At 72.4% G+C, this 22,082-nt stretch carries 19 protein-coding genes; 10 read left to right on the forward strand and 9 right to left on the reverse strand.

Features of this window, described 5'->3' with window-relative positions; genetic code table 11:
* Window positions 1-13: 13 nt before the first annotated feature.
* On the reverse strand, window positions 14-1,300 hold the full coding sequence (locus ABZ576_RS17360; protein WP_360741000.1) for an ion channel protein: 1,287 nt from the start codon (window positions 1,298-1,300) through the stop codon (window positions 14-16).
* Window positions 1,301-1,412: 112 nt separating this feature from the next.
* Here ABZ576_RS17360 and ABZ576_RS17365 point away from each other — a divergent pair, with 112 nt between their 5' ends.
* Both ABZ576_RS17365 and ABZ576_RS17370 read left to right on the forward strand, forming a co-directional pair.
* Entirely contained in the window at window positions 1,413-2,177 is a 765-nt protein-coding gene (locus ABZ576_RS17365) for a MerR family transcriptional regulator (RefSeq protein WP_360741002.1), read from the forward strand.
* A gap of 264 nt (window positions 2,178-2,441) precedes the next feature.
* Window positions 2,442-3,539, forward strand: coding sequence for a VTT domain-containing protein (locus tag ABZ576_RS17370; protein ID WP_360741004.1), 1,098 nt, complete (start codon window positions 2,442-2,444; stop codon window positions 3,537-3,539).
* An 18-nt stretch (window positions 3,540-3,557) separates the two neighbouring features.
* Here the strand turns inward: ABZ576_RS17370 and ABZ576_RS17375 are convergent, their stop codons facing one another.
* Window positions 3,558-5,210 carry a threonine/serine exporter family protein gene (locus ABZ576_RS17375; protein WP_360741127.1) on the reverse strand — a complete coding sequence of 551 codons (1,653 nt, stop codon included), beginning with the start codon at window positions 5,208-5,210 and terminating at the stop codon, window positions 3,558-3,560.
* A gap of 150 nt (window positions 5,211-5,360) precedes the next feature.
* Complete coding sequence (locus ABZ576_RS17380) at window positions 5,361-5,852, reverse strand: inorganic diphosphatase (protein ID WP_029381130.1); 492 nt, start codon at window positions 5,850-5,852, stop codon at window positions 5,361-5,363.
* A 124-nt stretch (window positions 5,853-5,976) separates the two neighbouring features.
* On the opposite strand from ABZ576_RS17380, the gene dacB reads away from it, so the two are divergent.
* The 6 genes from dacB to folE all read left to right on the forward strand — a co-directional run bounded on the left by dacB (window position 5,977) and on the right by folE (window position 13,789).
* Window positions 5,977-7,542: a D-alanyl-D-alanine carboxypeptidase/D-alanyl-D-alanine-endopeptidase gene (dacB, locus tag ABZ576_RS17385; protein ID WP_360741006.1), complete on the forward strand. Its 1,566-nt coding sequence runs from the start codon at window positions 5,977-5,979 to the stop codon at window positions 7,540-7,542.
* Window positions 7,543-7,771: 229 nt separating this feature from the next.
* A complete protein-coding gene (locus ABZ576_RS17390; RefSeq protein ID WP_360741007.1) occupies window positions 7,772-8,905 on the forward strand; it encodes a zinc-dependent metalloprotease in 1,134 nt (377 codons plus the stop codon).
* A gap of 191 nt (window positions 8,906-9,096) precedes the next feature.
* Window positions 9,097-10,167: a tRNA lysidine(34) synthetase TilS gene (gene tilS / locus ABZ576_RS17395; RefSeq protein WP_360741010.1), complete on the forward strand. Its 1,071-nt coding sequence runs from the start codon at window positions 9,097-9,099 to the stop codon at window positions 10,165-10,167.
* A gap of 87 nt (window positions 10,168-10,254) precedes the next feature.
* Window positions 10,255-10,815 carry a hypoxanthine phosphoribosyltransferase gene (gene hpt, locus ABZ576_RS17400; protein WP_031165039.1) on the forward strand — a complete coding sequence of 187 codons (561 nt, stop codon included), beginning with the start codon at window positions 10,255-10,257 and terminating at the stop codon, window positions 10,813-10,815.
* A 195-nt stretch (window positions 10,816-11,010) separates the two neighbouring features.
* Entirely contained in the window at window positions 11,011-13,050 is a 2,040-nt protein-coding gene (gene ftsH / locus ABZ576_RS17405; RefSeq protein ID WP_360741012.1) for an ATP-dependent zinc metalloprotease FtsH, read from the forward strand.
* Window positions 13,051-13,183: 133 nt separating this feature from the next.
* Entirely contained in the window at window positions 13,184-13,789 is a 606-nt protein-coding gene (folE, locus tag ABZ576_RS17410) for a GTP cyclohydrolase I FolE (RefSeq protein ID WP_360741013.1), read from the forward strand.
* A 25-nt stretch (window positions 13,790-13,814) separates the two neighbouring features.
* Here the strand turns inward: folE and ABZ576_RS17415 are convergent, their stop codons facing one another.
* The 6 genes from ABZ576_RS17415 to ABZ576_RS17440 all read right to left on the reverse strand — a co-directional run bounded on the left by ABZ576_RS17415 (window position 13,815) and on the right by ABZ576_RS17440 (window position 19,008).
* Window positions 13,815-14,303, reverse strand: a complete 489-nt coding sequence (locus ABZ576_RS17415) for a DUF3180 domain-containing protein (RefSeq protein WP_360741015.1) — start codon at window positions 14,301-14,303, stop codon at window positions 13,815-13,817.
* An 81-nt stretch (window positions 14,304-14,384) separates the two neighbouring features.
* Complete coding sequence (folK, locus tag ABZ576_RS17420) at window positions 14,385-14,996, reverse strand: 2-amino-4-hydroxy-6-hydroxymethyldihydropteridine diphosphokinase (RefSeq protein WP_360741017.1); 612 nt, start codon at window positions 14,994-14,996, stop codon at window positions 14,385-14,387.
* Complete coding sequence (gene folB / locus ABZ576_RS17425; protein WP_360741019.1) at window positions 14,993-15,352, reverse strand: dihydroneopterin aldolase; 360 nt, start codon at window positions 15,350-15,352, stop codon at window positions 14,993-14,995. Before folB ends, folK begins: the two co-directional genes overlap by 4 nt.
* Window positions 15,353-15,621: 269 nt before the next feature.
* On the reverse strand, window positions 15,622-16,167 hold the full coding sequence (locus tag ABZ576_RS17430) for a nuclear transport factor 2 family protein (RefSeq protein WP_360741021.1): 546 nt from the start codon (window positions 16,165-16,167) through the stop codon (window positions 15,622-15,624).
* Window positions 16,164-17,078 carry a dihydropteroate synthase gene (gene folP / locus ABZ576_RS17435; protein ID WP_360741023.1) on the reverse strand — a complete coding sequence of 305 codons (915 nt, stop codon included), beginning with the start codon at window positions 17,076-17,078 and terminating at the stop codon, window positions 16,164-16,166. Before folP ends, ABZ576_RS17430 begins: the two co-directional genes overlap by 4 nt.
* A 103-nt stretch (window positions 17,079-17,181) precedes the next feature.
* Window positions 17,182-19,008, reverse strand: a complete 1,827-nt coding sequence (locus ABZ576_RS17440; protein WP_360741025.1) for a phosphatidylglycerol lysyltransferase domain-containing protein — start codon at window positions 19,006-19,008, stop codon at window positions 17,182-17,184.
* A gap of 226 nt (window positions 19,009-19,234) precedes the next feature.
* On the opposite strand from ABZ576_RS17440, the gene ABZ576_RS17445 reads away from it, so the two are divergent.
* Together ABZ576_RS17445 and ABZ576_RS17450 are read left to right on the forward strand one after the other, a co-directional pair.
* Window positions 19,235-20,362 (forward strand): alpha/beta hydrolase-fold protein, encoded by a 1,128-nt coding sequence (locus ABZ576_RS17445; protein ID WP_360741027.1) that lies wholly within the window; start codon window positions 19,235-19,237, stop codon window positions 20,360-20,362.
* A gap of 97 nt (window positions 20,363-20,459) precedes the next feature.
* Window positions 20,460-22,058 carry a hypothetical protein gene (locus ABZ576_RS17450; protein ID WP_360741029.1) on the forward strand — a complete coding sequence of 533 codons (1,599 nt, stop codon included), beginning with the start codon at window positions 20,460-20,462 and terminating at the stop codon, window positions 22,056-22,058.
* Window positions 22,059-22,082: the final 24 nt, after the last annotated feature.

The following is a 22,082-nucleotide window of genomic DNA, read 5'->3' on the forward strand; positions in this document are numbered from 1 at the left end:
GACGGGACGAAGGTCAGCGGGCGGGGGTGCCGTCCTGGCGCAGCTGCATCTGCGGGCGGCCGGTCACCAGCAGCCAGGCCGGCAGCGAGGCGGCGCACAGCAGGGCGAGGACGGCGGGCGAGGCGACCAGGACGGCGGCGGTGAACAGGCTCACCCAGCCCTGCCGGGTGATCGCCAGGAGCACGCCCAGGACGGCCGTCGCCACGCCGAGCGAGGGGTGCACGGCCGGCACGAGCGCGTGCGCGCACAGGCCGAGGGCGGTGCCGACGAAGACCGCGGGGAAGATCCGGCCGCCCCGGAAGCCGCAGGACGCGGCGACGAGCAGCGCGGCCAGTTTCACCAGCGTCATCACGGCGAACTGCCCCGCCGACCACCCTTCGGGATCCCGGGCCAGCTCACCGACCTCCGAGAGCCCCTTGAAGAGCGTCAGATGGCCGCCCAGGGCCGCCAGCGCCCCCAGCACGGCCCCGCCCGCCGGGAGCATCAGCATCGGGTGCCGCAGCCGCCGGAAGCCCGCGTGGACGTAGGGGAAGGCGTAGACGGCGCACATCCCGAGCAGCGCGGCCGCCGGGGCGATCACGAGGGCCGCGGCCAGGTCCCCGGCGCGCGGGTGGCCCATCGGCGGCAGGCCCAGGTCGAAGGTCGGGTGGGCGACCAGCGTGGTCGTCATGGCCCCGCACGTACCGGCGGTCAGCGGCGCGAACAGGTTGTCCCACAGCCGCCCGCGCATCGGCCGCCCCGCCAGCGCCTCGGAGACGACCAGCGCCGCCGCCACCGGGGTGCCGAACAGCGCGCCGATCGTCGCAGACTCCGCCAGCACCGGCCACAGGGAGCCCGGTGCCCGGGGCATCAGCCGGGTGCCGAGCCAGGCCGCGAGACCCACGTTCACGGCGATGATCGGGTTCTCCGGGCCGAGGCTCGGGCCGCCCGCGAGCATCAGCGCGGTCGCCAGCAGCAGCCCCGGCAGCACTGCCGGCGGCAGGGCCGGCGCGTCCAGGCCGAGCGTGGCGGGGTCCGGCCCGGCGTGCCCCGGCACCTTCCAGACCACCAGCCCGACGGCGATCCCGGTCGTCACGAGCATGACGAACATCCACAGCACGCTCCAGCGGCCCACGCCGAGCGCGTCCGGCAGCGACCCCCACAGCACGTGCTGGAGCCGCTCCGCCGCCGCGCTCACCCCGACGAAGAGCAGGCTCGCGGCCACGCCCACGACGACGGCGGGCAGGATGAACGGCAGCAGAGCCCGCGCCGGTGCGGTCGGAGCGCTCAAGGGCGCCTGCTGCGTCGTCTCCTGGGCCACGCGCTCACCATAAACGGACAAAACGCCCACAACATCCCGGACGTCATCCGGCTTGCACCTCACGCGACGTGAGGCCTCAGCGTGGAGGGCGTACCGAACGAAGGAGCGGAAAGTGAGCTACTCCGTGGGACGGGTCGCGCGGTTCGCCGGGATCACGGTGCGCGCCCTGCACCACTACGACGAGATCGGACTGCTGGTGCCCGGCGGGCGCACACACGCCGGGCACCGGCGCTACACCGACGCCGACCTCGACCGGCTCCAGCAGATCCTGTTCTACCGGGAGCTCGGCTTCCCGCTCGATGAGGTCGCGGTCCTGCTCGACGATCCGGACGCCGACCCGCGCACGCACCTGCGCCGTCAGCACGGGCTGCTGACCGCCCGGATCGAGAAGCTGCAGAAGATGGCCGCGGCCGTGGAGCACGCCATGGAGGCACGCACGATGGGCATCAACCTCACACCCGAGGAGAAGTTCGAGGTCTTCGGCGACTTCGACCCCGACGAGCACGCGGACGAGGTCCGCGAGCGCTGGGGCGGCACGGAGGCGTACCGGCAGTCGCAGCTGCGGACCGCCTCGTACACCAAGGAGGACTGGCAGCGGCTCGGCGCCGAGCTGGACGCCGTCCACCAGCGGATGGCCGGCCTGCTCGCCGAGGGCGTGCCCGCCGGCTCCACGGCGGCCATGGACGTCGCCGAGGAGCACCGCCGGTTCATCACGGGCACGTACTACGACTGCTCGCACACGCTGCACTCCTGCCTCGGGGAGATGTACGTCGCGGACGCGCGCTTCACCGCGACGTACGAGGCCATCCGGCCGGGGCTGGCCGCGTACCTGCGGGACGCCATCGTGGCGAACGCGGCCCGGCACACCGCGTCCTGACGTCCCGGCCCGGGGGCCGTCCCCGGGCCGGGACCCACCGCCGTACCGCGGGCGCGCCCTCGGGGCCCCTCCGCGGCCCCGGACGGGCGCCCTGGCCGCCTACCGTGATCACCGGGTCCCCGGGGCGCGGCTTCCTCCCGGCCGTCCCCCGGTGCATCCTGGAGGGCGCCGCCGGAACCCGGGAAGGTCGCGTCACGTTGATAGCTTTGTGCGGCCGTACCTGGATGCCGTAGCCGCCCTCACCCCCTTCAGGAGCCCGGACCCGTGATGACCCTCGCCCTCGGCCCCACCTGGCTCACACCGGACTACCTGATCTCGACGTTCGGTCTGGTCGGCATCCTGGTCATCGTCTTCGCCGAGTCGGGCCTGTTCGCCTTCCTGCCCGGCGACTCCCTGCTGTTCACGGCGGGCCTGCTGGTCGCCGACGGCAAGTGGATCCACCAGCCCCTGTGGCTGGTGTGCACGCTGATCGTCCTCGCCGCGGTCCTCGGCGACCAGGTCGGGTACCTGATCGGCAAGTTCTTCGGGCCCAAGCTCTTCAACCGGCCCAACTCCAAGATCTTCAAGCGGGAGAACCTGGAGAAGGCGCACGAGTTCGTCGAGAAGTACGGCCCCAAGGCCATCGTGCTGGCCCGCTTCGTGCCGATCGTGCGCACGTTCGCCCCGATCATCGTCGGCGCCGGCCGCATGAAGTACCGCACGTTCCTGATCTACAACGTGATCGGCGGCGCCGTGTGGGGGACCGGCGTCACCGTGGCGGGCTACTTCCTCGGTCAGATCGAGGTCATCAAGAACAACGTCGAGTCCATCCTCGTCCTCATCGTCCTGATCTCGGTCATCCCGGTGGTCTTCGAGGTCCTGAAGGCCCGCAGGGAACAGCGCCGGGCCCCGGCCGCCTCCCCGCAGCAGGCCCAGGCCCCGCAGCCGCAGAGCGCCCCGCACGCCTACCCGCCGGCCATGGACACCGCGACCGCGCAGCTGCGCCGCATCGAGCCGGACCAGTCCTACGAGCAGGCGTACGAGCAGCAGTACGGCAACCGGCACGGCGCCCAGTACGGCGATCAGTTCGAGCAGCCCCACCAGCAGTACCCGCAGCAGCAGGACTGGAGCCCGCAGCACTACGGCCGGCAGCAGCAGCCCCAGCCGCAGCAGCAGCCGCAGTACGGCCACGACCAGTACGGCGGAAACCAGTACGGCCAGAACCAGTACGGGCAGGACCAGTACGGGCAGGGCCAGTACGGCCAGGACCAGTACGGGCAGACCCCCTACGGCGACGACCCGTACGGGCAGGACGGCCAGGGCCGGTACGAGCGCGAGCCGTACGACCCGAACCGGTACCCGAACGGCCACCGCCCGCAGTAGGCGCGGGCGCGGGACCGCTCAGAAGCCCCGGGTCCGCTTGGCGGCGCGGCGCTTGCCGGGCGAGCCCACCCGCAGGAAGAGCCGGAAGACCTCCGACCCCAGATTCACCCCGATCGCGATGGCCATCGCCAGCGACGCCGCGTTGGCCAGCGACACCAGCCCCTTGTCCACCTCGTTCTGGGCCATGTTCAGCAGCCCGAAGTAGGTGGCGGAACCGGGCAGCAGCGGACCGATCGCCGCCGTGGTGTACGGCAGCGCGGAGGCGAACCGGTACCGCGACAGAAGCTGCCCGAACAGGCCCACCAGTCCCGCCGCCACCGCCGTGGACGCCACCGGGGAGATGTCGGCGACATAGCGCATCGCGCCGTACACCGACCACGCGACGCCTCCGTTCAGCGTCACCCACAGCACGGTGGACCGTTCCTGCTGAAGCAGGACCGCGAACGTCAGTGACAGCAGCATCGACGCCGCGATCTGCACCAGCGGCCGCTGGGTGATGTGGAGCGCCGCGTCCGGATTGAGCTCGCCGCCGAGCTTCACGCCGAAATACAGCACGATCAGCACGCCGGTGACGATGCCCACGAAGAAGTACAGGACCTCCAGCAGGCGGGCCGACGCGGTGATGTAGAAGCCCGTCAGCCCGTCCTGGACGCCCGCCACCAGCGCCCGTCCGGGCAGCAGCGCGAACAGCCCACCGGTGACCACGGCCGACGCCTTCACGTCCACGTGGGCCAGCGCGAAGCCCACCCCGATCGCCGCGGGCGGCATCGCGGCCACCGTGAACTGGTAGAACTCCGGCAGCCCGCGCCCCGCGCACAGCCAGGCCAGCCGGTCGCCCAGCATCGCGCCCACCGCGGCCGCCACGAACACGATCAGATCGCCGCCGACCAGCATGGAGGCCGCACCGGCCAGCAGCCCGCTGGCCAGGCTCAGCGCCCAGCCGGGGTAGGGGTGCCGGTTGCGGCGGATCTCCGCCAGGCGCCGGTAGGCCTCCTCCAGCGAGACGTGCGTCTCGGGGTCGGTCAGGTCGTCCACGAGCCGGAACACGGCCGCCAGCCGCGTGTAGTCGGTGCCCCGCCGCCGTACCGTCCGGGACGCCGTCACCGGGTCGTCCACCAGGGACGGCTGGTGCGAGATCGACAGCAGTGTGAAGGTGACGTTCGGCTCGCAGCGGTCCAGGCCGTAGGACCGGCACACCGCGAACATCGCGGCCTCCACGTCCTCCGCGCCCTCACCGCCGGCCAGCAGCAGCTCACCGATGCGCAGGGTCAGGTCCAGCACGCGCGGGACGGCCGGTCCGCCCTCCTCCTCGCGCTGCACCGGCTCCGGCGCCGGCCGTTCGGTCACCGGCATGCGCAGCATCGTGCGCATGCGGTCCTGCCAGGGCGCGTCCTTGACCAGGCTGACCAGCGGCACCCCGGCGGCCGGCGTGAACGCGGCCGGCGCGTCCTGGCTGCTGTAGGTGCTCGGCGTGCTGAACGCCGACACCTCCGGCTCGGCGCTCGGCGGCACCGGCACCGGCAGCCCCTGCGGGACCGCGAACTCGGAGGTCGTCTCCTGATCGCCGCCCCTGGAAACGTCGAGACCCTCCGGAACGGCGAATTCGGACGTGATCTCCGGGTCGTACCGCGCCTCGTCCGACCGGGGCTTGCGGTCCTCCGCCTCCGTCACCTCGCACCGCTTCCTGAACGACACATTCCGAGCATCAGTATGCGCACACGTACCCCGGCGGGCCGCACCTGTGCCCGGCTACGCGAGCGGGCCGGACACGCGGACGGGCCGCACGCGTGCGCGTGCGGCCCGTCACGGGATCAGCGGGGCTCAGTGACCGCCCTGCTCCTTGAAGCGCTTGTACGACCGCTCGATCTCCGCCTCGGCGTCCGTGCGGCCCACCCAGTTGGCACCCTCGACCGACTTGCCGGGCTCCAGGTCCTTGTACACCTCGAAGAAGTGCTGGATCTCCAGACGGTCGAACTCCGACACGTGGTGGATGTCACGCAGGTGCTCCACGCGCGGGTCGGTGGCCGGCACGCACAGCAGCTTGTCGTCGCCGCCCGCCTCGTCCGTCATACGGAACATGCCGATCGCGCGGCAGCGGATCAGGCAGCCCGGGAAGGTCGGCTCGTCCAGGATGACCAGCGCGTCCAACGGGTCGCCGTCCTCGCCGAGGGTGTTCTCGACGAAGCCGTAGTCGGTCGGGTAGGCGGTCGAGGTGAAGAGGCGACGGTCCAGGCGGATCCGACCGGTCTCGTGGTCCACCTCGTACTTGTTCCGCGAACCCTTCGGGATCTCGATCGTGACGTCGAACTCCACCGGTGGCTCCTCCATGATCAACACATAGTTCTGGTGGTTAAGTGTCCCTCACGCAGGTGTGTGATCGCGAAAGGGGCTGGTGGTCGTGCCAGAGCTGAGGCCTTGGCGAACCGCGAGACCGCAGGTGGCGCGGATCGCGAACGCCGTACGACCGCGTCTGGCGAGCGCCGTGACGGCCGCCGGGCCGCGGATCGCGCGGCTGGCGAAGGCCGTGCGGATCGGGCCTGCGCACCTCCCCCGCCTCCCCCGTTCGCGGACCGTCAGGACCTGGCAGTACACCGCGGGCGCCGCCACCGCCGGCCTGGCGCTGGCCGCCGGCGTGGTGACCGCGGCCGGTCCCTGGGACGCCAGAGGTCAGCGTACGGCCGAGCGGCACCGGGCGGCTGCCCAGGAGCGGCCGGGTGGCGCAGATCACGGTCGCTCCGCGACGGCCGCCGAGGCGCCCGGCGCCGCGCCGAGCGCCCCGCCCGTCCTGACGGGCCTGGGCGGCGTCACCGGCGCCGTCGGCACCAGGAAGGCCGCCCCCGGCCACCAGGCGCTCTCGGACGTCCTCCAGCCCCTCCTGGACAGCGGCGCGCTCGGCGACCGCCACGCGGCCGCCGTCGTCGACGTCGCGACCGGCGAACGCCTCTACGAGAGCGACGCCGGCGAAAGCCTCACCCCCGCCTCCACCACCAAGATCGCCACCGCCGTCGCCGCCCTGTCCGCCCTCGGCCCCGACCACCGGCTCACCACCCGCGCCGCCCTCGAACCGGACACCCGCGAACTCGTCCTCGTCGGCGGCGGCGACCCCACCCTCACCGCGCGCGCCGGGACCGGCGGTGAGGCCGGCCTGCGCACGCTCGCCACCGACACCGCGCGGGCCCTGCACCGGCGCGGCATCCGCACCATCACCCTCTCCTACGACGCCGGCCTGTTCACCGGCCCCGCCCTGCACCCCATCGGCGTCAACGACAACCTGGCACCGGTCAGCGCCCTGATGGCCGACGAGGGCCGCACCGACGACTCCACCAGCGGCCCGGCGACCCGCGTGAGCGACCCGGCCGCGGCCGCGGCGGCCGCCTTCGCCGAGTTCCTGGGGGACGCCGGCATCACGACCACCTCCCCGGGCCCCTCCAAGGCCGGCACGCGCGCGCAGACCCTCGCCACCGTCTCCTCGCCCCCGCTGTCCGACCTGGTCGAGCGGATGCTCACCAACAGCGACAACGACATCGCCGAGGCCCTGGCCCGGCACACGGCCCTGGCCAGCGGCGAACCCGCCAGCTTCGCCGGCGGCGCCAGGGCCATCGGCACGCAGCTGCGCAAACTCGGCGTGCCCCTGTCCGGCGCCTCCTTCCACGACGGCAGCGGCCTCGACCGCGCCGACCGGCTGACGGCCGGCCTGCTCACCGCCCTGCTGGCCGAGGCCGGCGACCCGGACCGCCCCGGCCTGCGGCCCGTCCTCACCGGCCTCCCCGTGGCCGGCTTCACCGGCACCCTGAGCACCCGCTACACCGACGGTGCCTCCGGCCTCGTACGCGCCAAGACGGGCACCCTGACCGGCGTGAACACCCTCGCCGGCACGGTCGTCGACCAGGACGGCCACCTCCTCGCCTTCGCCTTCCTGGCCTCCGGCACGGACAGCGCCCCCGAGGCCCAGGCGGCCCTGGACGAGGCGGCGACCGCGCTGGCGCGGTGCGGCTGCGGGTAGCCGCACCCCCGGCGACCGGCAGCCGACCCCCGGCGACCGGCAGCCGACCCCCGGCGACCGGCAGCCGACCCCCGGCGACCGGCAGCCGACCCCCGGCGACCGGCAGCCGCACCCCCGGCAGCCGCACCCCGGCAACCGGCAGCCGCACCCCCGGCAACCGGCAGCCGGGAGCACCCCCGCCCGTCCCACGGCCTGCCCCAAGGGGGAGGGCTCACGTACGGTTGACAACATGACGAGCTTCGGTGGCACCGCATCTCCCGGGATGGTCGACTGGAACCTCGCGGTGGCGACCGCGACACGGCTCGTGCGTCCCGGCCCCGAGGTCAGCCGCGACGAGGCCAGGGCGGTCGTCGCGGAACTGCGCCGGCACGCCAAGGCCTCGGAAGGACACGTGCGGGGCTTCACCCGTATGGGCACCGAGGAGATCCACGACACCCCCGTCCTGGTGGTCGACCGCCCCGGCTGGGTCCGCGCCAACGTCGCCGGCTTCCGGGAGATCCTCCGGCCGCTGCTGGAGAAGATGCAGGAGCGCCGCGGCAACAACCCCGGCAGCGCGGTCCTCGGCGCCGTCGGCGGCAAGGTCACCGGCGTGGAACTGGGCATGCTGCTGTCGTTCCTGTCCTCCCGCGTCCTCGGCCAGTACGAGACCTTCGCCCCCGCCACCCGCGACCTCCCGGCCGGCGGGAACGGCGCCGGCCGGCTGCTGCTCGTGGCGCCCAACATCGTCCACGTCGAGCGCGAACTCGACGTCGAACCGCACGACTTCCGCCTGTGGGTGTGCCTGCACGAGGAGACCCACCGCACCCAGTTCACCGCCGTGCCCTGGCTGCGGGACCACCTCGAGGGTGAGATCCAGTCGTTCTTGGCGGAGACCGACGTCGACCCGATGACCTTCCTGGAGCGCATGCGGGAAGCCGCCCAGTCCCTCGCCGGCGGCCGCCCCGAGGGCGAGGAGGAGGACGGCGGACGCTCCTTCGTCGAGCTGGTGCAGACCCCCGCCCAGCGGGAGATCCTCGGCCGGCTCACCGCCGTGATGTCCCTGCTCGAAGGCCACGCCGACTACGTCATGGACGGCGTCGGCCCGAGCGTCGTACCGACCGTCGCGGAGATCCGCGAGAAGTTCCAGCAGCGCCGCGCGAAGGGCGCCTCCCGCCTGGACCTCGCCCTGCGGAAACTGCTGGGCCTGGACGCCAAACTGCGGCAGTACCGGGACGGCGAACGCTTCGTACGGGCCGTCGTCGACGAGGTCGGCATCGAGGGCTTCAACCGCGTGTGGACCTCGCCCAACACCCTGCCCACCAAGGCGGAGATCACCAAACCGGCGGACTGGGTCGCGCGGGTGCACCGGAGGACCGAGTCGTGAAGTCAAGCGGAAGGTCGTGAACCGAATCCGGCCGACGGCAGGCGAACGCCCCTCCAATCACCCGTCCGAGGGACCGTGTGCCATGCGTAGGCGTGCGATGCTCGGGGAACGGCCCGCTTCTGTCACCATCTACACACTCTGAGTGACCGTCTCGGGTTCACCCCCCGAAAACTTCATGAAGGGAACCGGACATGGGTCCCCATCCTGCGGTCGCGGCGATACGCCTGGCGGTTCGCCGCGTCCTCCACGACATCCTGAACGACCACCCGGCCGGCCGCGCGCACCCGGCCGGCGGCGCCTCCTGCGAGCACCTCGACCGGCGCCCGGACGACACGGCCGAGCGGTCCCCCTCCCCACTCGTGCTGGTCGCCTGCTCCGGCGGCGCCGATTCCATGGCCCTCGCCTCGGCACTCGCCTTCGAGGCCCCCAAGCTCGGCATCCGCGCCGGCGGGATCACCGTCGACCACGGGCTCCAGCCCGGCTCCGACCTCCGCGCCGACGAGGTCGTCCTGCGACTGCGCGAACTCGGCCTCGATCCGGTCGAGTCGGTCGCCGTGACCGTCGGCCGCGAGGGCGGACCCGAAGCCGCCGCCCGCGACGCCCGCTACGCCGCCCTGGACGCCGCCGCCGAACGCCACGGCGCCGCCGCCGTCCTGCTCGGCCACACCCGCGACGACCAGGCCGAGACCGTCCTGCTGGGCCTGGCCCGCGGCTCCGGCATCCGCTCCCTGTCCGGCATGGCCGCGGTCTCGGGGGCCGGCGGCCGTTACCGGCGGCCCTTCCTGCACCTGGACCGGCAGACCGCCCGCAAGGCCTGCATGGTCCAGTCCCTGCCGGTCTGGGACGACCCGCACAACGCCGACCCGGCCTACACCCGCTCCCGGCTCCGCCACGAGGGCCTGCCCGCCCTGGAGAAGGCCCTCGGCAAGGGCGTCGTGGAAGCGCTCGCCCGCACCGCCCAGCTCTCCCGGGACGACGCCGATGCCCTGGACGCCTGGGCCAGCCAGGCCGAGGCCGCCGTACGGGACTCCGCCGGCCTGCTGGAGTGCGCCAAGCTGTACGCCCTCCCGCCCGCCGTACGCCGCCGGATCCTGCGCCGCGCGGCCATCGAGGCCGGGGCCCCGGCCGGCGCGCTCTTCGCCCGCCACATCGAGGAAGTCGACCGCCTGATCACCGGCTGGCGCGGCCAGGGAGCCATCAATCTCCCGGGCAGAGTCGTCGCCCAGCGTCAGGGTGGCAGACTGGTGATTCGGCAAGGCTGATTACCGACCCCTCCCGGAGCGACCCTCCGGCGGGCCGGGCGGCCGGAGGCCGTGATGACGGCCGTAAGTGCGGGACGACCGAAAGTGATGCGGGTGGACGCGAAAGACATGGGTGCCGACCTCCAGCAGGTGCTCATCACCAAGGAAGAGATCGACGCGAAGCTGGCCGAGCTGGCCGCGAAGATCGACGCGGAGTACGCGGGCAAGGACCTGCTGATCGTCGGCGTCCTCAAGGGCGCGGTCATGGTCATGGCGGACCTGGCCCGGGCGCTGTCCACCCCCGTCACCATGGACTGGATGGCCGTGTCCTCCTACGGCGCGGGCACCCAGTCCTCCGGGGTCGTCCGCATCCTCAAGGACCTCGACACCGACATCAAGGGCAAGCACGTCCTGATCGTCGAGGACATCATCGACTCCGGCCTGACCCTGTCCTGGCTGATCAACAACCTCGGCTCCCGCGAGCCCGCCTCCCTGAAGGTGTGCACGCTGCTGCGCAAGCCGGACGCCGCCAAGGTCGCCATCGACGTGGAGTGGGTCGGCTTCGACATCCCGAACGAGTTCGTCGTCGGCTACGGCCTCGACTACGCCGAGAAGTACCGCAACCTGCCGTTCGTCGGTACGCTCGCGCCTCACGTCTACGGCGGCTGAGCCAGTCGGCCCAAGCCCGGTAGGACGATCGGGAACCCCAGCGGGTTCCGTGCCGTTGAAGCAAGCAGAGACGGGTTCTCCAGCCGTCGAACCGGCTCCGTGCGGCTTCGGACAACAATGCTGGGGTACCGTCAGAAGAACTGTCTTATCAAACTCACTATGGCAGGAGGGACGGGGCGGCACCGCTCCGTATGGATGGACGTGAAGCGATACTTCCGTGGGCCGGTCATGTGGATCGTGCTGGCCGTCCTTGCCGTGGTCGTGTTGATGCAGGTCGTCGGCTCGTCCGGCGGCTACAAGACGGTGGACACCGGCCAGGTCGTGGCGGCGATCAACGACAACAAGGTCGAGTCGGCCAAGCTCACCACCGGTGACGAACAGAGCATCAAGGTCACGCTCAAGGACGGCAACAAGGTCGAGGGCAGCTCGAAGATCCAGGCGAGCTACATCGGCGACCAGGGCGTGACGCTCGCCGGCACGCTCCAGACCAAGTACCAGGAGAAGCAGATCCCGGACGGCTACACGGTGTCGCCGTCCAAGCAGAACCCGTTCGTCGGCGTCCTGCTCTCCCTGCTTCCCTTCGTTCTGATCGTGGTCGTCTTCCTGTTCCTGATGAACCAGATGCAGGGCGGCGGCTCCCGGGTCATGAACTTCGGCAAGTCCAAGGCCAAGCTCATCACCAAGGACACCCCGAAGACGACCTTCTCCGACGTCGCCGGCTGCGACGAGGCCGTCGAGGAGCTCCAGGAGATCAAGGAGTTCCTCCAGGAGCCGGCCAAGTTCCAGGCCGTCGGCGCCAAGATCCCCAAGGGCGTGCTCCTGTACGGCCGCCCGGGTACGGGCAAGACCCTGCTCGCGCGCGCCGTCGCGGGCGAGGCGGGCGTCCCCTTCTACTCGATCTCCGGTTCCGACTTCGTCGAGATGTTCGTCGGTGTCGGCGCCTCCCGGGTGCGCGACCTCTTCGAGCAGGCCAAGGCGAACGCCCCGGCGATCGTCTTCGTCGACGAGATCGACGCGGTCGGCCGCCACCGCGGCGCCGGCCTCGGCGGCGGTCACGACGAGCGCGAGCAGACGCTGAACCAGCTGCTGGTCGAGATGGACGGCTTCGACGTCAAGGGCGGCGTCATCCTGATCGCCGCCACCAACCGTCCCGACATCCTCGACCCGGCCCTGCTGCGCCCCGGCCGCTTCGACCGCCAGATCGCGGTCGACCCGCCGGACCTCCAGGGGCGTCTGGAGATCCTCAAGGTCCACCAGAAGGGCAAGCCGGTCGCGCCCGACGTCGACCTCTCCGCGGTCGCCCGCCGTACCCCGGGCATGACCGGTGCCGACCTCGCCAACGTGCTGAACGAGGCCGCGCTGCTCACCGCCCGCGGTGACCAGAAGCTGATCGACAACAAGGCGCTGGACGAGGCGATCGACCGCGTGGTCGCGGGCCCGCAGAAGCGGACCCGGATCATGTCGGACAAGGAAAAGAAGATCACCGCGTACCACGAGGGCGGTCACGCCCTGGTCGCGGCGGCCTCGCCGAACGCCGACCCGGTCCACAAGATCACGATCCTGTCCCGCGGCCGCGCCCTCGGCTACACGATGGTCCTGCCGGACGAGGACAAGTACTCGACCACGCGCAACGAGATGCTCGACCAGCTCGCCTACATGCTGGGCGGCCGCGCGGCCGAGGAACTGGTCTTCCACGACCCGACCACCGGCGCCGCGAACGACATCGAGAAGGCCACCAACCTGGCCCGCGCGATGGTCACGCAGTACGGCATGACCGAGCGCCTCGGCGCCATCAAGTTCGGCGGCGACAACAGCGAGCCCTTCCTCGGCCGTGAGATGGCGCACCAGCGCGACTACTCGGAAGAGGTCGCCGCGCTGGTGGACGAAGAGGTCAAGAAGCTCATCGAGACCGCGCACAACGAGGCCTGGGAGATCCTGGTCGAGAACCGCGACGTGCTCGACAACCTCGTCCTCCAGCTCCTGGAGCGGGAGACGCTGGGCAAGGAGGAGATCGCCGAGATCTTCGCCCCCATCGTCAAGCGCCCGCCGCGGCCCGCCTGGACCGGCTCCTCCCGCCGCACCCCGTCCACCCGCCCGCCGGTGCTCTCCCCGAAGGAGCTGGCACTGACCAACGGTGCGAACGGCTCGACGGCGGCGATCAGCACGGCCAAGTCCACCGCCGCGGAGTCCGCCCCGGTCACGGACCAGGCCCCGGAGGACCGCTCCGACAGCTGAGCCCCTTTCGGCCAGCAGGGCCGGAATGACTGCCGCGCTTCCCGGGTTCTAGCCTGGGGGGCGCGGCAGTCGCATGTCCGCAGACGGAACACGCGTCCGACGCGTGTGCAAGGCACCAGGAACGAGGAACCAGATGACCGACGCGGTGACGCTGGACGGTGAAGGCTCCATCGGCGAGTTCGACGAGAAGCGCGCCGAGAACGCCGTACGGGAGCTGCTGATCGCGGTCGGCGAGGACCCGGACCGCGAAGGTCTGCGCGAGACGCCGGCGCGGGTGGCGCGGGCCTACAAGGAGATCTTCGCGGGTCTGTGGCAGCAGCCCGAGGACGTTCTGACGACCACGTTCGACCTGGGTCACGACGAGATGGTCCTGGTGAAGGACATCGAGGTGTACTCGACCTGTGAGCACCATCTCGTGCCGTTCAGGGGCGTCGCCCACGTCGGCTACATCCCGTCCGTGACCGGCAAGATCACCGGCTTGTCCAAGCTGGCCCGCCTGGTCGACGTCTACGCCCGCCGGCCGCAGGTGCAGGAACGCCTGACCACGCAGATCGCGGACTCCCTGATGGAGATCCTGGAGCCCCGGGGCGTCATCGTGGTCATCGAATGCGAGCACATGTGCATGTCCATGCGCGGCATCCGCAAGCCCGGCGCCAAGACCATAACGTCCGCCGTGCGCGGGCAGCTGCGGGACGCGGCCACGCGGAACGAGGCCATGAGCCTCATCATGGCCCACTGACCGTTCCGGTCGGCGGAGCCGGCGCTCAGGCCACCGGCTCCGCCCCCGGAGGGTTCTGGTCGTCGTCCTCCGGGAGTTTGCAGACGCGTTCCAGGAACAGGGCGGCCGCTATCACGCCGACGCCGGCCAGGACCGAGAAGCCGGCGTAGATCGCCTGGTCGCGGCGGGCCGGGAAGTCGAGCAGTTCCAGCAGCAGGACGCCCGTGCCGCCGTACATGCCGGCGACGAGAGCGGCGACCAGGGCGCTGGCCTGGCCGAAGACGACCGCGCGGGCGGCCATCAGCGGATCCACGCCCTTGGCGCCCGGCCGGCGTTCGCGCTGGGCCTTGAGGCGGGCGCGCAGCGACAGGGCCGTGGCGAGCAGGACCACCGCGATCAGTGCGAGGACGACGGGGGCGGCCAGGGGGACGCTGGGCAGGGTCCCGGTCGAGTTCCAGAGGCGGGCGCCCGCCCAGGACAGGACGCCGGCCACGACGAACACGCCCGCCAGCACCCTGATGCGCAGCTCTCTCACGGTGTCCCTTCGGTTTCCCCGGACCGTCCCGGAGTGTGGTCGAGGCGGGGCCGCGATCGTGCCCCGCCTCGACCTTAACGACTACTCGGGCAGCCGGAGTTCCAGGTCCGCGCGGGGCGCGACACCCTCACGGGTGACGGCCGACAGCAGATCGGCCACCGTGCCGCGGCCGGGCAGCTGTGCCTGCGGGTCCACGTCGTGCCAGGGCGCGAGGACGAAGGCGCGCTCGTGGGCACGCGGGTGGGGGAGGGTGAGCCGCGGGTCGTCGGAGGTGACGTCCGCGTAGGCGACGATGTCGACGTCCAGCGTGCGCGGGCCCCAGCGCTCGTCCCGGACGCGGTTGAAGGCCTCCTCGACGGCGTGCGCCCGCTCCAGCAGGGAGGACGGCGGCAGCGTGGTCCGCAGGAGCACGACGGCGTTGAAGTAGGAGGGCTGGCTGCCGGGCTCGACGCCCCAGGGCTCCGTCTCGTAGACGGGCGAGACGGCCTTCACGCGGACGCCGGGGGTGTCTTCCAGGGCGTCGACGGCGCCCTGGAGGGTCTCCAGGCGGTTGCCCAGGTTGGAGCCGATGGAGAGCACGGCCCATTTGGGGTTGCTGAGGGTCGTGTCGGCGGCGTCCACCTGCTCGACGACCGAGGCGGGCACCGGCTGGACGGTCGGGTCGCTGTGACCCTGGAGGGAAGGTCGGGTCATACTCGGCTCCGGGTGATGGTGACGGTCACGTCGTCGAAGGGAACGGTGATCGGCGCGTCCGGCTTGTGAACGCGGACCTCGACCTCCTCCACCCCTTCGTGCTTCAGGCAGGTACGGGCGATCCGCTCGGCGAGCGTCTCGATGAGGTTCACCGGCTCGCCCTCGACCACGGCCACGACCTCCTCGGCAACGATGCCGTAGTGCACGGTCTTCGCCAGGTCGTCGTCGGCCGCGGCCGGCCGGGTGTCCAGACCGAGGACGAGGTCGACGATGAAGGTCTGGCCCTCTTCTCGTTCCCTGGGGAACACACCGTGGTGCCCGCGGGCCTTGAGGCCGCGCAGCGCGACACGATCCACGCGAATCACTCCTGCAATCGTCGGGAACGGCCGGACCGTACCGCGTGCGGGCGGCACACCGGCCTGAGACGAATCTACCTGCGGACACCGACCGAGCCGGGCCGCGGGGGCGCGGGCCGGGGCCGGAGCCTGGAGGGTTCACCGGATGTTTCCCCGGGGGAACCCGGCACTGTCATGGACTGGTAGCCGCTCCTACCCGGGGGTAGGTGATTCCAACCACTTCCCGCGCCGTGCCTGTCCCGCCCGTGCCCCGGGGCTGGTCCACCCGTTCAGGCGAGCGGTCCGTCGTCCGGATCCACGCCGTTCACGCCATCGAGGCCGGTGTCGTCGTCACCGTCGTCGTCGCTCTCGGCGAGGACGGGGGAGGCGTGGTGCGACCAGAGCTTCCAGCCGGAGGGCGTGCGCCGGAACACGTTCGTGGCGACGACGAGCTGGCCGACCAGCGGTCCCAGTTCCGCGCCCTCCTCCGGGGCGGGGCCGCCGCTGAGGATGTTCTCCGTGCAGGTCACGAGCGCGGTGTCGCCGGTCACGGAGACGTGCACGTCGGTGAGGAAGAACTGGATGTAGTCGGTGTTGGCCATGATCAGGGCGTACGACCTGAGGACCTCGCCGCGGCCGGTGAGCACCGGCCAGCCGGGGTGCACGCAGGAGATTACGCCGGTGTCCGCGGGGTCGTGCCAGGTCTCGTCCACGCCCAGTTCGGAGGGGGTCAGCCAGAGGTTGGAGACCTCTTCGAAGTCGCCGCGCTCGAGTGCCTCGTAGAAGGCCGTGTTGGCGGCCTCCACCTGTTCGACGTCCGTGTGCGGGGCGCTCACCGGTCTCCTTCCGTCCGGCGTGCGCCGTCGGTGCCCGGCGCGGGGTCCGTCACGCGCGCTCCCTCCACCGCCCGCGCCACGCGGACGGCGTCCGCGGTGGCGCGCACCTCGTGCACGCGCACCGCCCATGCGCCGGCGTGCGCCGCGAGTGCGGAGACGGCGGCCGTGGCCGCGTCGCGTTCCCGGGCCGGCGGGGGTGCCGCCTGCGGGCCGGCGAGGACCCGGCCGAGGAACCGCTTGCGGGAGGCGGCGACGAGGAGGGGGTGGCCGAGGGCCCGCAGGCGGTCGAGATGGGCGAGGAGGGCGAGGTCGTGCTCGGCCTCCTTGGAGAATCCGAGGCCGGGGTCGACGATGACGCGGTCGGGGGCGATGCCGCCCGCCAGAACGGCCTCCACGCGCGCGTGCAGCTCCTCCACGACCTCGGCCACGACGTCCTCGTAGACGCCCTTGACGTTGCCGCCCTGGAGGAAGCCGCGCCAGTGCATGACGACGAAGGGGGCGCCCGCGGCGGCGACGACCGGGATCATCGCGGGGTCGGCGAGGCCGCCGCTGACGTCGTTGACGAGGGCGGCACCGGCCGCCAGGGACTGTTCGGCGACGGAGGCGCGCATGGTGTCGACGGAGACGACGACGCCCTCGGAGGCGAGGCCGCGCACCACGGGGACGACCCGCCGCAGCTCCTCGTCCTCGTCGACGCGCGTGGCGCCCGGCCGGGTGGACTCGCCGCCGACGTCGACCAGGTCCGCGCCCTCGGCGACCAGATCCAGGCCGTGCTTGACGGCGGCGGTCGTGTCGAACCAGCGGCCGCCGTCGGAGAAGGAGTCGGGGGTCACGTTCACGACCCCCATGACCGCGCACCGGTCCCATGCCGGAAGGCCGGCCACTCGGCCGCGCCCGCTGAGGTTGTTCATACGTTCAGCGTAGGCCCAGGGCGGCGCCGGGAACGCGCGGCGGCCCGGGCGGGGGCCCCTCGTGCCGGAGGGGGTGGGGCTCCCGCCCGGGCCGGTCCTCGGTTCAGGCCGCGCGGGCGTCCTGTCGTACGTCCCGTTCCGTCACGGCGTGCGCGCACGGGCGCTGGGCGCGCGCCCGGCGCCGGCGCAGGAAGCGGGGCACCGGAAGGGCGAGGGTGACGAAGCCCTCGGCCTGCATGGCGGCGAAGCCGATGCGGGGCAGGTCGCCGGAGGCCCGGTACACCACGAACCGCGGTTCCCAGCGCGGCTGGAACTTGGCGTTGAACTTGTACAGCGACTCGATCTGGAACCAGCGCGAGAGGAAGACCAGCAGCCCGCGCCAGGCGCGCAGCACCGGGCCGGCGCCGATCTTCTCCCCGCGCGCGAGGGCGGAGCGGAACATCGCGAAGTTCAGCGAGACGCGGGCGATGCCGAACTTCGGGGCGGCCTGGAGGGCGGCGACGATCAGGAGTTCGTTCATGCCGGGGTCGGCGCCGCGGTCGCGGCGCATCAGGTCCAGCGACACGCCGTCCCGGCCCCACGGCACGAAGTGGAGGATCGCCTTCAGGTCGCCGTACTCGCCGGGTTCGTCGTCGGCCTTGTGCGCGGTGGCGATGAGGCAGTCGCCGTCGGCGGGGTCGCCGATGCGGCCGAGTGCCATCGAGAAGCCGCGCTCGGTGTCCGTGCCGCGCCAGTCCTCCGCGGCCCGGCGGATCCGCTCCAGCTCGGCGTCGCCGAGGTCACGGACACGCCGTACCCGCGTCTGGTAGCCGGCCCGCTCGATGCGCTTGACCATCTGGCGCACGTTGCGCATCGCGCGTCCGGCGAGCGAGAAATCCGCCACGTCCACCACCGCCTCGTCGCCGAGCTCCAGGGCGTCCAGGCCGGTCTCGCGGGTCCACACCTCGCCGCCCGTCTCGGAACAGCCCATGACGGCCGGCGTCCAGGAGTGGGCCTTGGCCTCGTCCATGAAGCGCTCGATGGCGCCCGGCCAGGCCTCGACGTCTCCGATGGGGTCGCCGCTGGCGAGCATCACGCCGGAGACGACCCGGTAGGTGACCGCGGCCTTGCCGCTCGGCGAGAACACGACCGCCTTGTCGCGGCGCAGCGCGAAGTGGCCGAGCGAGTCGCGCCCGCCGTGCTTGTCCAGCAGGGCGCGCAGCCGGGTCTCGTCCTCCTCGGTGAGGCGCGCGGCCGGGTGCTCGGGGCGGAAGGCGAAGTAGATGGTGGTGACGGCGGTGATCCAGCCGAGGGCGCCGAGGGAGAAGGCGACCGTCCAGGAGGTGTTGCCCTGGTAGTCGACGGGTCCCTCGAAGCCGAACAGGCCGTAGATGACGTGCGTGAGCCGGTCGGCCAGGCTCGGGTCGCCGATCGTCCGGTCCGGGTGGGCGCTGACGATGACGAGTCCGAGGACGAGCGAACCGGCGCTCATCAGGACGAAGTTGGCGAGCGCGCGCCACCTGCTGCGCGGGTCGGGCAGGGCCGCGAACTGGTCCCGGTGGCGCACCAGCGGCACCAGCAGCGCGATGGCGATGAGCACGCCGACGATCGAGTGCCGGTAGGCGAACTGCGCCACCGCGCCCACCGGGAGCAGCGCGACCGCGGCGCGCCAGGCCCGGCGCTTGTGCCGCTTGAGCCCGTGCGCGAGCAGCAGCAACAGCACGCCCGCGCTCAGCGAGAGCGCCGCCGCGAACGGCCCGAAGGAGCCCGGCAGCACCTCGGCCAGGGCGTGCATACGACTGTGACGGAAGCGCGGGAAGACGCCGGCCGCGATGTTCAGGAGACCGACGAGCGCGGCCGCCCGGCCGACCAGAGCGGGAACGGCCTCGGGGCGCGGGCCGCGCAGTATGTGCCGCGCCCGGCTTGATCGGCTCGGAACCCCGCCCGACATTTCCCCATCTATCCTGACAGACATCGCATCCCGTAGTTCTGCGAGAGACCTTGAACCCGGGCCCGATCGGGCATCCGGCGACATTGCGCCCTCTAGGACGGTGTCTCGGGGAGAGAGGTTCACTCCCCTCCGGAAAGTCGGATCAAAGGCCAAGGAAAGCCCCGGGCAAGCTCTCGCGACGACGTGTGGGCGCGGCGCGGGCGGAAAGCGCAGGCAGGAAACAGCCATGGGTCTCACGAGCAACACCGTGCTGGTGCTGGCGATCGCGGTCGCCGCCCTGCTGTTCATCGGCACCGTCTGGCTGTGGCCGCGCCTGGCCCGGCGGAGCTGGCGGGCCGTCGGTGGCCGGGTCGGTCTGCTGCTGTCCGTCCAGCTGGCGCTCTTCGCCTCCCTGGGCCTCGCCGCCAACCAGTCCTTCGGTTTCTACGCGAGCTGGGCGGACCTGTTCGGCAAGGAGACCGACCAGGGCGTCGTCATCGACCACTCGGCCAACGGCAGCAGCGGCGGCCCGCTCCAGGTGGTCTCCACGTCCGACGTACCGGGCGTGCACGCCACGCGGCCGGAGACGGGCGGGCAGATCCAGAAGGTCGACATCGTCGGCCGTGAGAGCCGCATCGCCACACCCGCGTACGTGTACCTGCCGCCGGAGTACTTCCAGCCGCAGTACCGGACGCGTACGTTCCCGGCGGCGGTCGTGCTGACCGGTTACCCGGGCACGGCGCAGTCGCTGGTGGACAAGCTGAACTACCCGCGTACCGCGCAGCGGCTCGCCAAGGACGGGCGGATGCAGCCGATGATCCTGGTGATGATGCGGCCGACCGTGGCGCCGCCGCGCGACACCGAGTGCGTGGACGTGCCGGGCGGCCCGCAGGCGGAAACGTTTTTTGCGAAGGACCTGCCGGACGCCGTCCTCAGCCACTACCGGGCCGGCAAGCGGCCGGGCAGCTGGGGCGTCATCGGCGACTCCACGGGCGGCTACTGCGCGCTCAAGCTCGCCATGCACCACCCTGGCGTGTACGCCGCGGGGGCCGGACTCTCGCCGTACTACAAGGCGCCGATCGACCCCACGACCGGTGACCTCTTCCACGGCGACACGAAGCTGCGGAACCGCGCCGACCTGTTCTGGCTCCTGGGGCACGAACCCGCGCCCGACACCTCGCTGCTGGTCACCAGCAGCAAGGTCGGCGAGCACAACTACAAGGACACGCTGAGGTTCATAGAGCAGGTGCAGGCCACGAACCTGACCCGCATCTCCTCGATCATCCTCGACAGCGGCGGGCACAACTTCAACACCTGGCGGCGCGAGATCCCGCCGACGCTCCAGTGGATCAGTGGACGGCTCACCGACCGCTGAGCCGCCGTCCCCCTGACGCTCCGTGAAGGCCGCGGCATGGCCGGGTTTTTACGGGGCGGGGGCCCGCGATTCGCCTACGCGCGGTAAGTTTCTGGCCATGCCACGTGGACGCCACCGCCATTCCCCGCCTCTGCACCGGCTGTTGCCCCCGTCGGCGATCGCCGGCGTCTCCGTCGCCTGCGCGCTGGGTCCCTGGGTGTTCTCCGAGGCCACGGTGTTGCGCGTGCTGGCCGCCGCGGCCGCCGCGACGTCGGTCGTCGGCGCCTTCGTGATGCGCCGCTGGGACACGCAGGCGGGCAAGCAGGTCGCCGAGCTCACGCGCGCGCGTGCCGGTGACGAGTGGCGGTACGAGGAGCGGGTCGCCGAACTGGAGACCGACCTGGAGGAGTCCCGCGAGCTCCGCGCCAAGCTGGAGCAGCGGCTGCGTGCCAAGCGGGCCGAACTGGCGGGCCTGCGCAACGAGCACGCGGCCCTGCTGCGCCGGTACGCGACCGCGGAGACCGAGCGGGCGAGCGCCCTGGAGGGCCGCCGGCTGCTGGAGCTCGAAGCGGCCGCGCCCGAGCCGGGGCCCGCGTCCTCGGCACCGCGCGCGCTGCCGCCCGCGCGGAGCGCCGGGCCGCGGACGGACGAGGCGCCGGAGACGGCCGACGCGCCGGATGCCGAAGCGCCGGATGCCGAAGCGCCCGAGGACGCCGCGGGTGCCGCGGGTCCGGACGCGCGCGCGGACATGCCGGCGGTCTTCTCGGCCGAAGGCGCCCGGCTGTACGGGCGGGCCCTGATGGCCCTGGCCCGGTTCGGCCGGGGCACGGCGGACGGGCGCGGGGGCGGGGACGAACGCGAGCCGCGGAACGGGCGGGAACCCGGGGACGAGCGCGCGGACGACGGTGAGCGCGGGGCCGGGGCCGAGGGCGTGGCGGAGACCGTCACGGCGTCCGGGGCCGGAGGTGACGGGGAGACACCGGCGGGAGCTGAGGTGCCGGCCGTGCGCTCCGGGACCGCCGTGCGCTCCGAGTCCACCGCGCGGTCCGAGACCGCCGTCACCGGCGAGCCGGTTGAGACCGCCGTCACGGGTGAGCCGGTTGAGACCGCCGTCACGGGCGAGCCGGTTGAGTCCGCCGTCACGGGTGAGCCCGAGGATTCCGCCGGGTCCGCGGAGGACGCGAAGACCGTCGAGTCCGCGGCCGCGAAGACCGCCGAGTCCGTGGTCGGGACGCCGGAGGCCGCCGGGGACGAGGCGGCCGGGGCCGGTTCCGTGGCCAAAGGAGAGGGCGTCGAGGGAGGCGTGACGGACGGCGCCGGTGCGCTGCCCGCGGCCGAGTCCGCCCAGGAGGCGGGGCAGGCGTCCGCCGCCGGACCGGCCCGGCCCGCGGGGCCGCCGCCCGCCGGGCACTTCGCGGTGCCGACCGCGGTGGCCGTCGTGCCGCCCGCGCCCGCGCGGCGCCCGGTGGTCGAGGGCGGCTTCGACTTCTTCGGCACGCAGAAGGGCGCGCGGAAGGAGACGGTGGACTCCGTGCAGAACGAGGACCTCGCCGACGTCGTCGGCCCGGAGGCCCTGGCCGTGCACAAGGCCGAGACCGAGGCCGGGTTCAAGCCCGCCGACGCGCGGTCCCGGGAGGTCGGTCAGGTCATCGACCTGACGGCACATGACGAGACCGAGCAGATCGACGTCCAGGGGCTGCGCACCGCGGCCTCCTGAGCCCGCGGCAGCCGGCCTCACCAG

The organism is Streptomyces sp. NPDC013455, from assembly GCF_040632975.1.
Classification (GTDB): Bacteria; Actinomycetota; Actinomycetes; order Streptomycetales; family Streptomycetaceae; genus Streptomyces.

What these genes read in the sequence shown, in the direction of transcription:
- folP (WP_360741023.1), bottom strand. Translation starts at nt 17,078, where the DNA reads ATGAACAACCTCAGCGGGCGCGGCCGAGTGGCCGGCCTTCCGGCATGG.
- tilS (WP_360741010.1), top strand. Translation starts at nt 9,097, where the DNA reads ATGGGTCCCCATCCTGCGGTCGCGGCGATACGCCTGGCGGTTCGCCGC.
- folK (WP_360741017.1), bottom strand. Translation starts at nt 14,996, where the DNA reads ATGACCCGACCTTCCCTCCAGGGTCACAGCGACCCGACCGTCCAGCCG.
- hpt (WP_031165039.1), top strand. Translation starts at nt 10,255, where the DNA reads ATGCGGGTGGACGCGAAAGACATGGGTGCCGACCTCCAGCAGGTGCTC.
- ABZ576_RS17450 (WP_360741029.1), top strand. Translation starts at nt 20,460, where the DNA reads ATGCCACGTGGACGCCACCGCCATTCCCCGCCTCTGCACCGGCTGTTG.
- ABZ576_RS17390 (WP_360741007.1), top strand. Translation starts at nt 7,772, where the DNA reads ATGACGAGCTTCGGTGGCACCGCATCTCCCGGGATGGTCGACTGGAAC.
- folE (WP_360741013.1), top strand. Translation starts at nt 13,184, where the DNA reads ATGACCGACGCGGTGACGCTGGACGGTGAAGGCTCCATCGGCGAGTTC.
- ABZ576_RS17445 (WP_360741027.1), top strand. Translation starts at nt 19,235, where the DNA reads ATGGGTCTCACGAGCAACACCGTGCTGGTGCTGGCGATCGCGGTCGCC.
- ftsH (WP_360741012.1), top strand. Translation starts at nt 11,011, where the DNA reads ATGGACGTGAAGCGATACTTCCGTGGGCCGGTCATGTGGATCGTGCTG.
- ABZ576_RS17440 (WP_360741025.1), bottom strand. Translation starts at nt 19,008, where the DNA reads ATGTCGGGCGGGGTTCCGAGCCGATCAAGCCGGGCGCGGCACATACTG.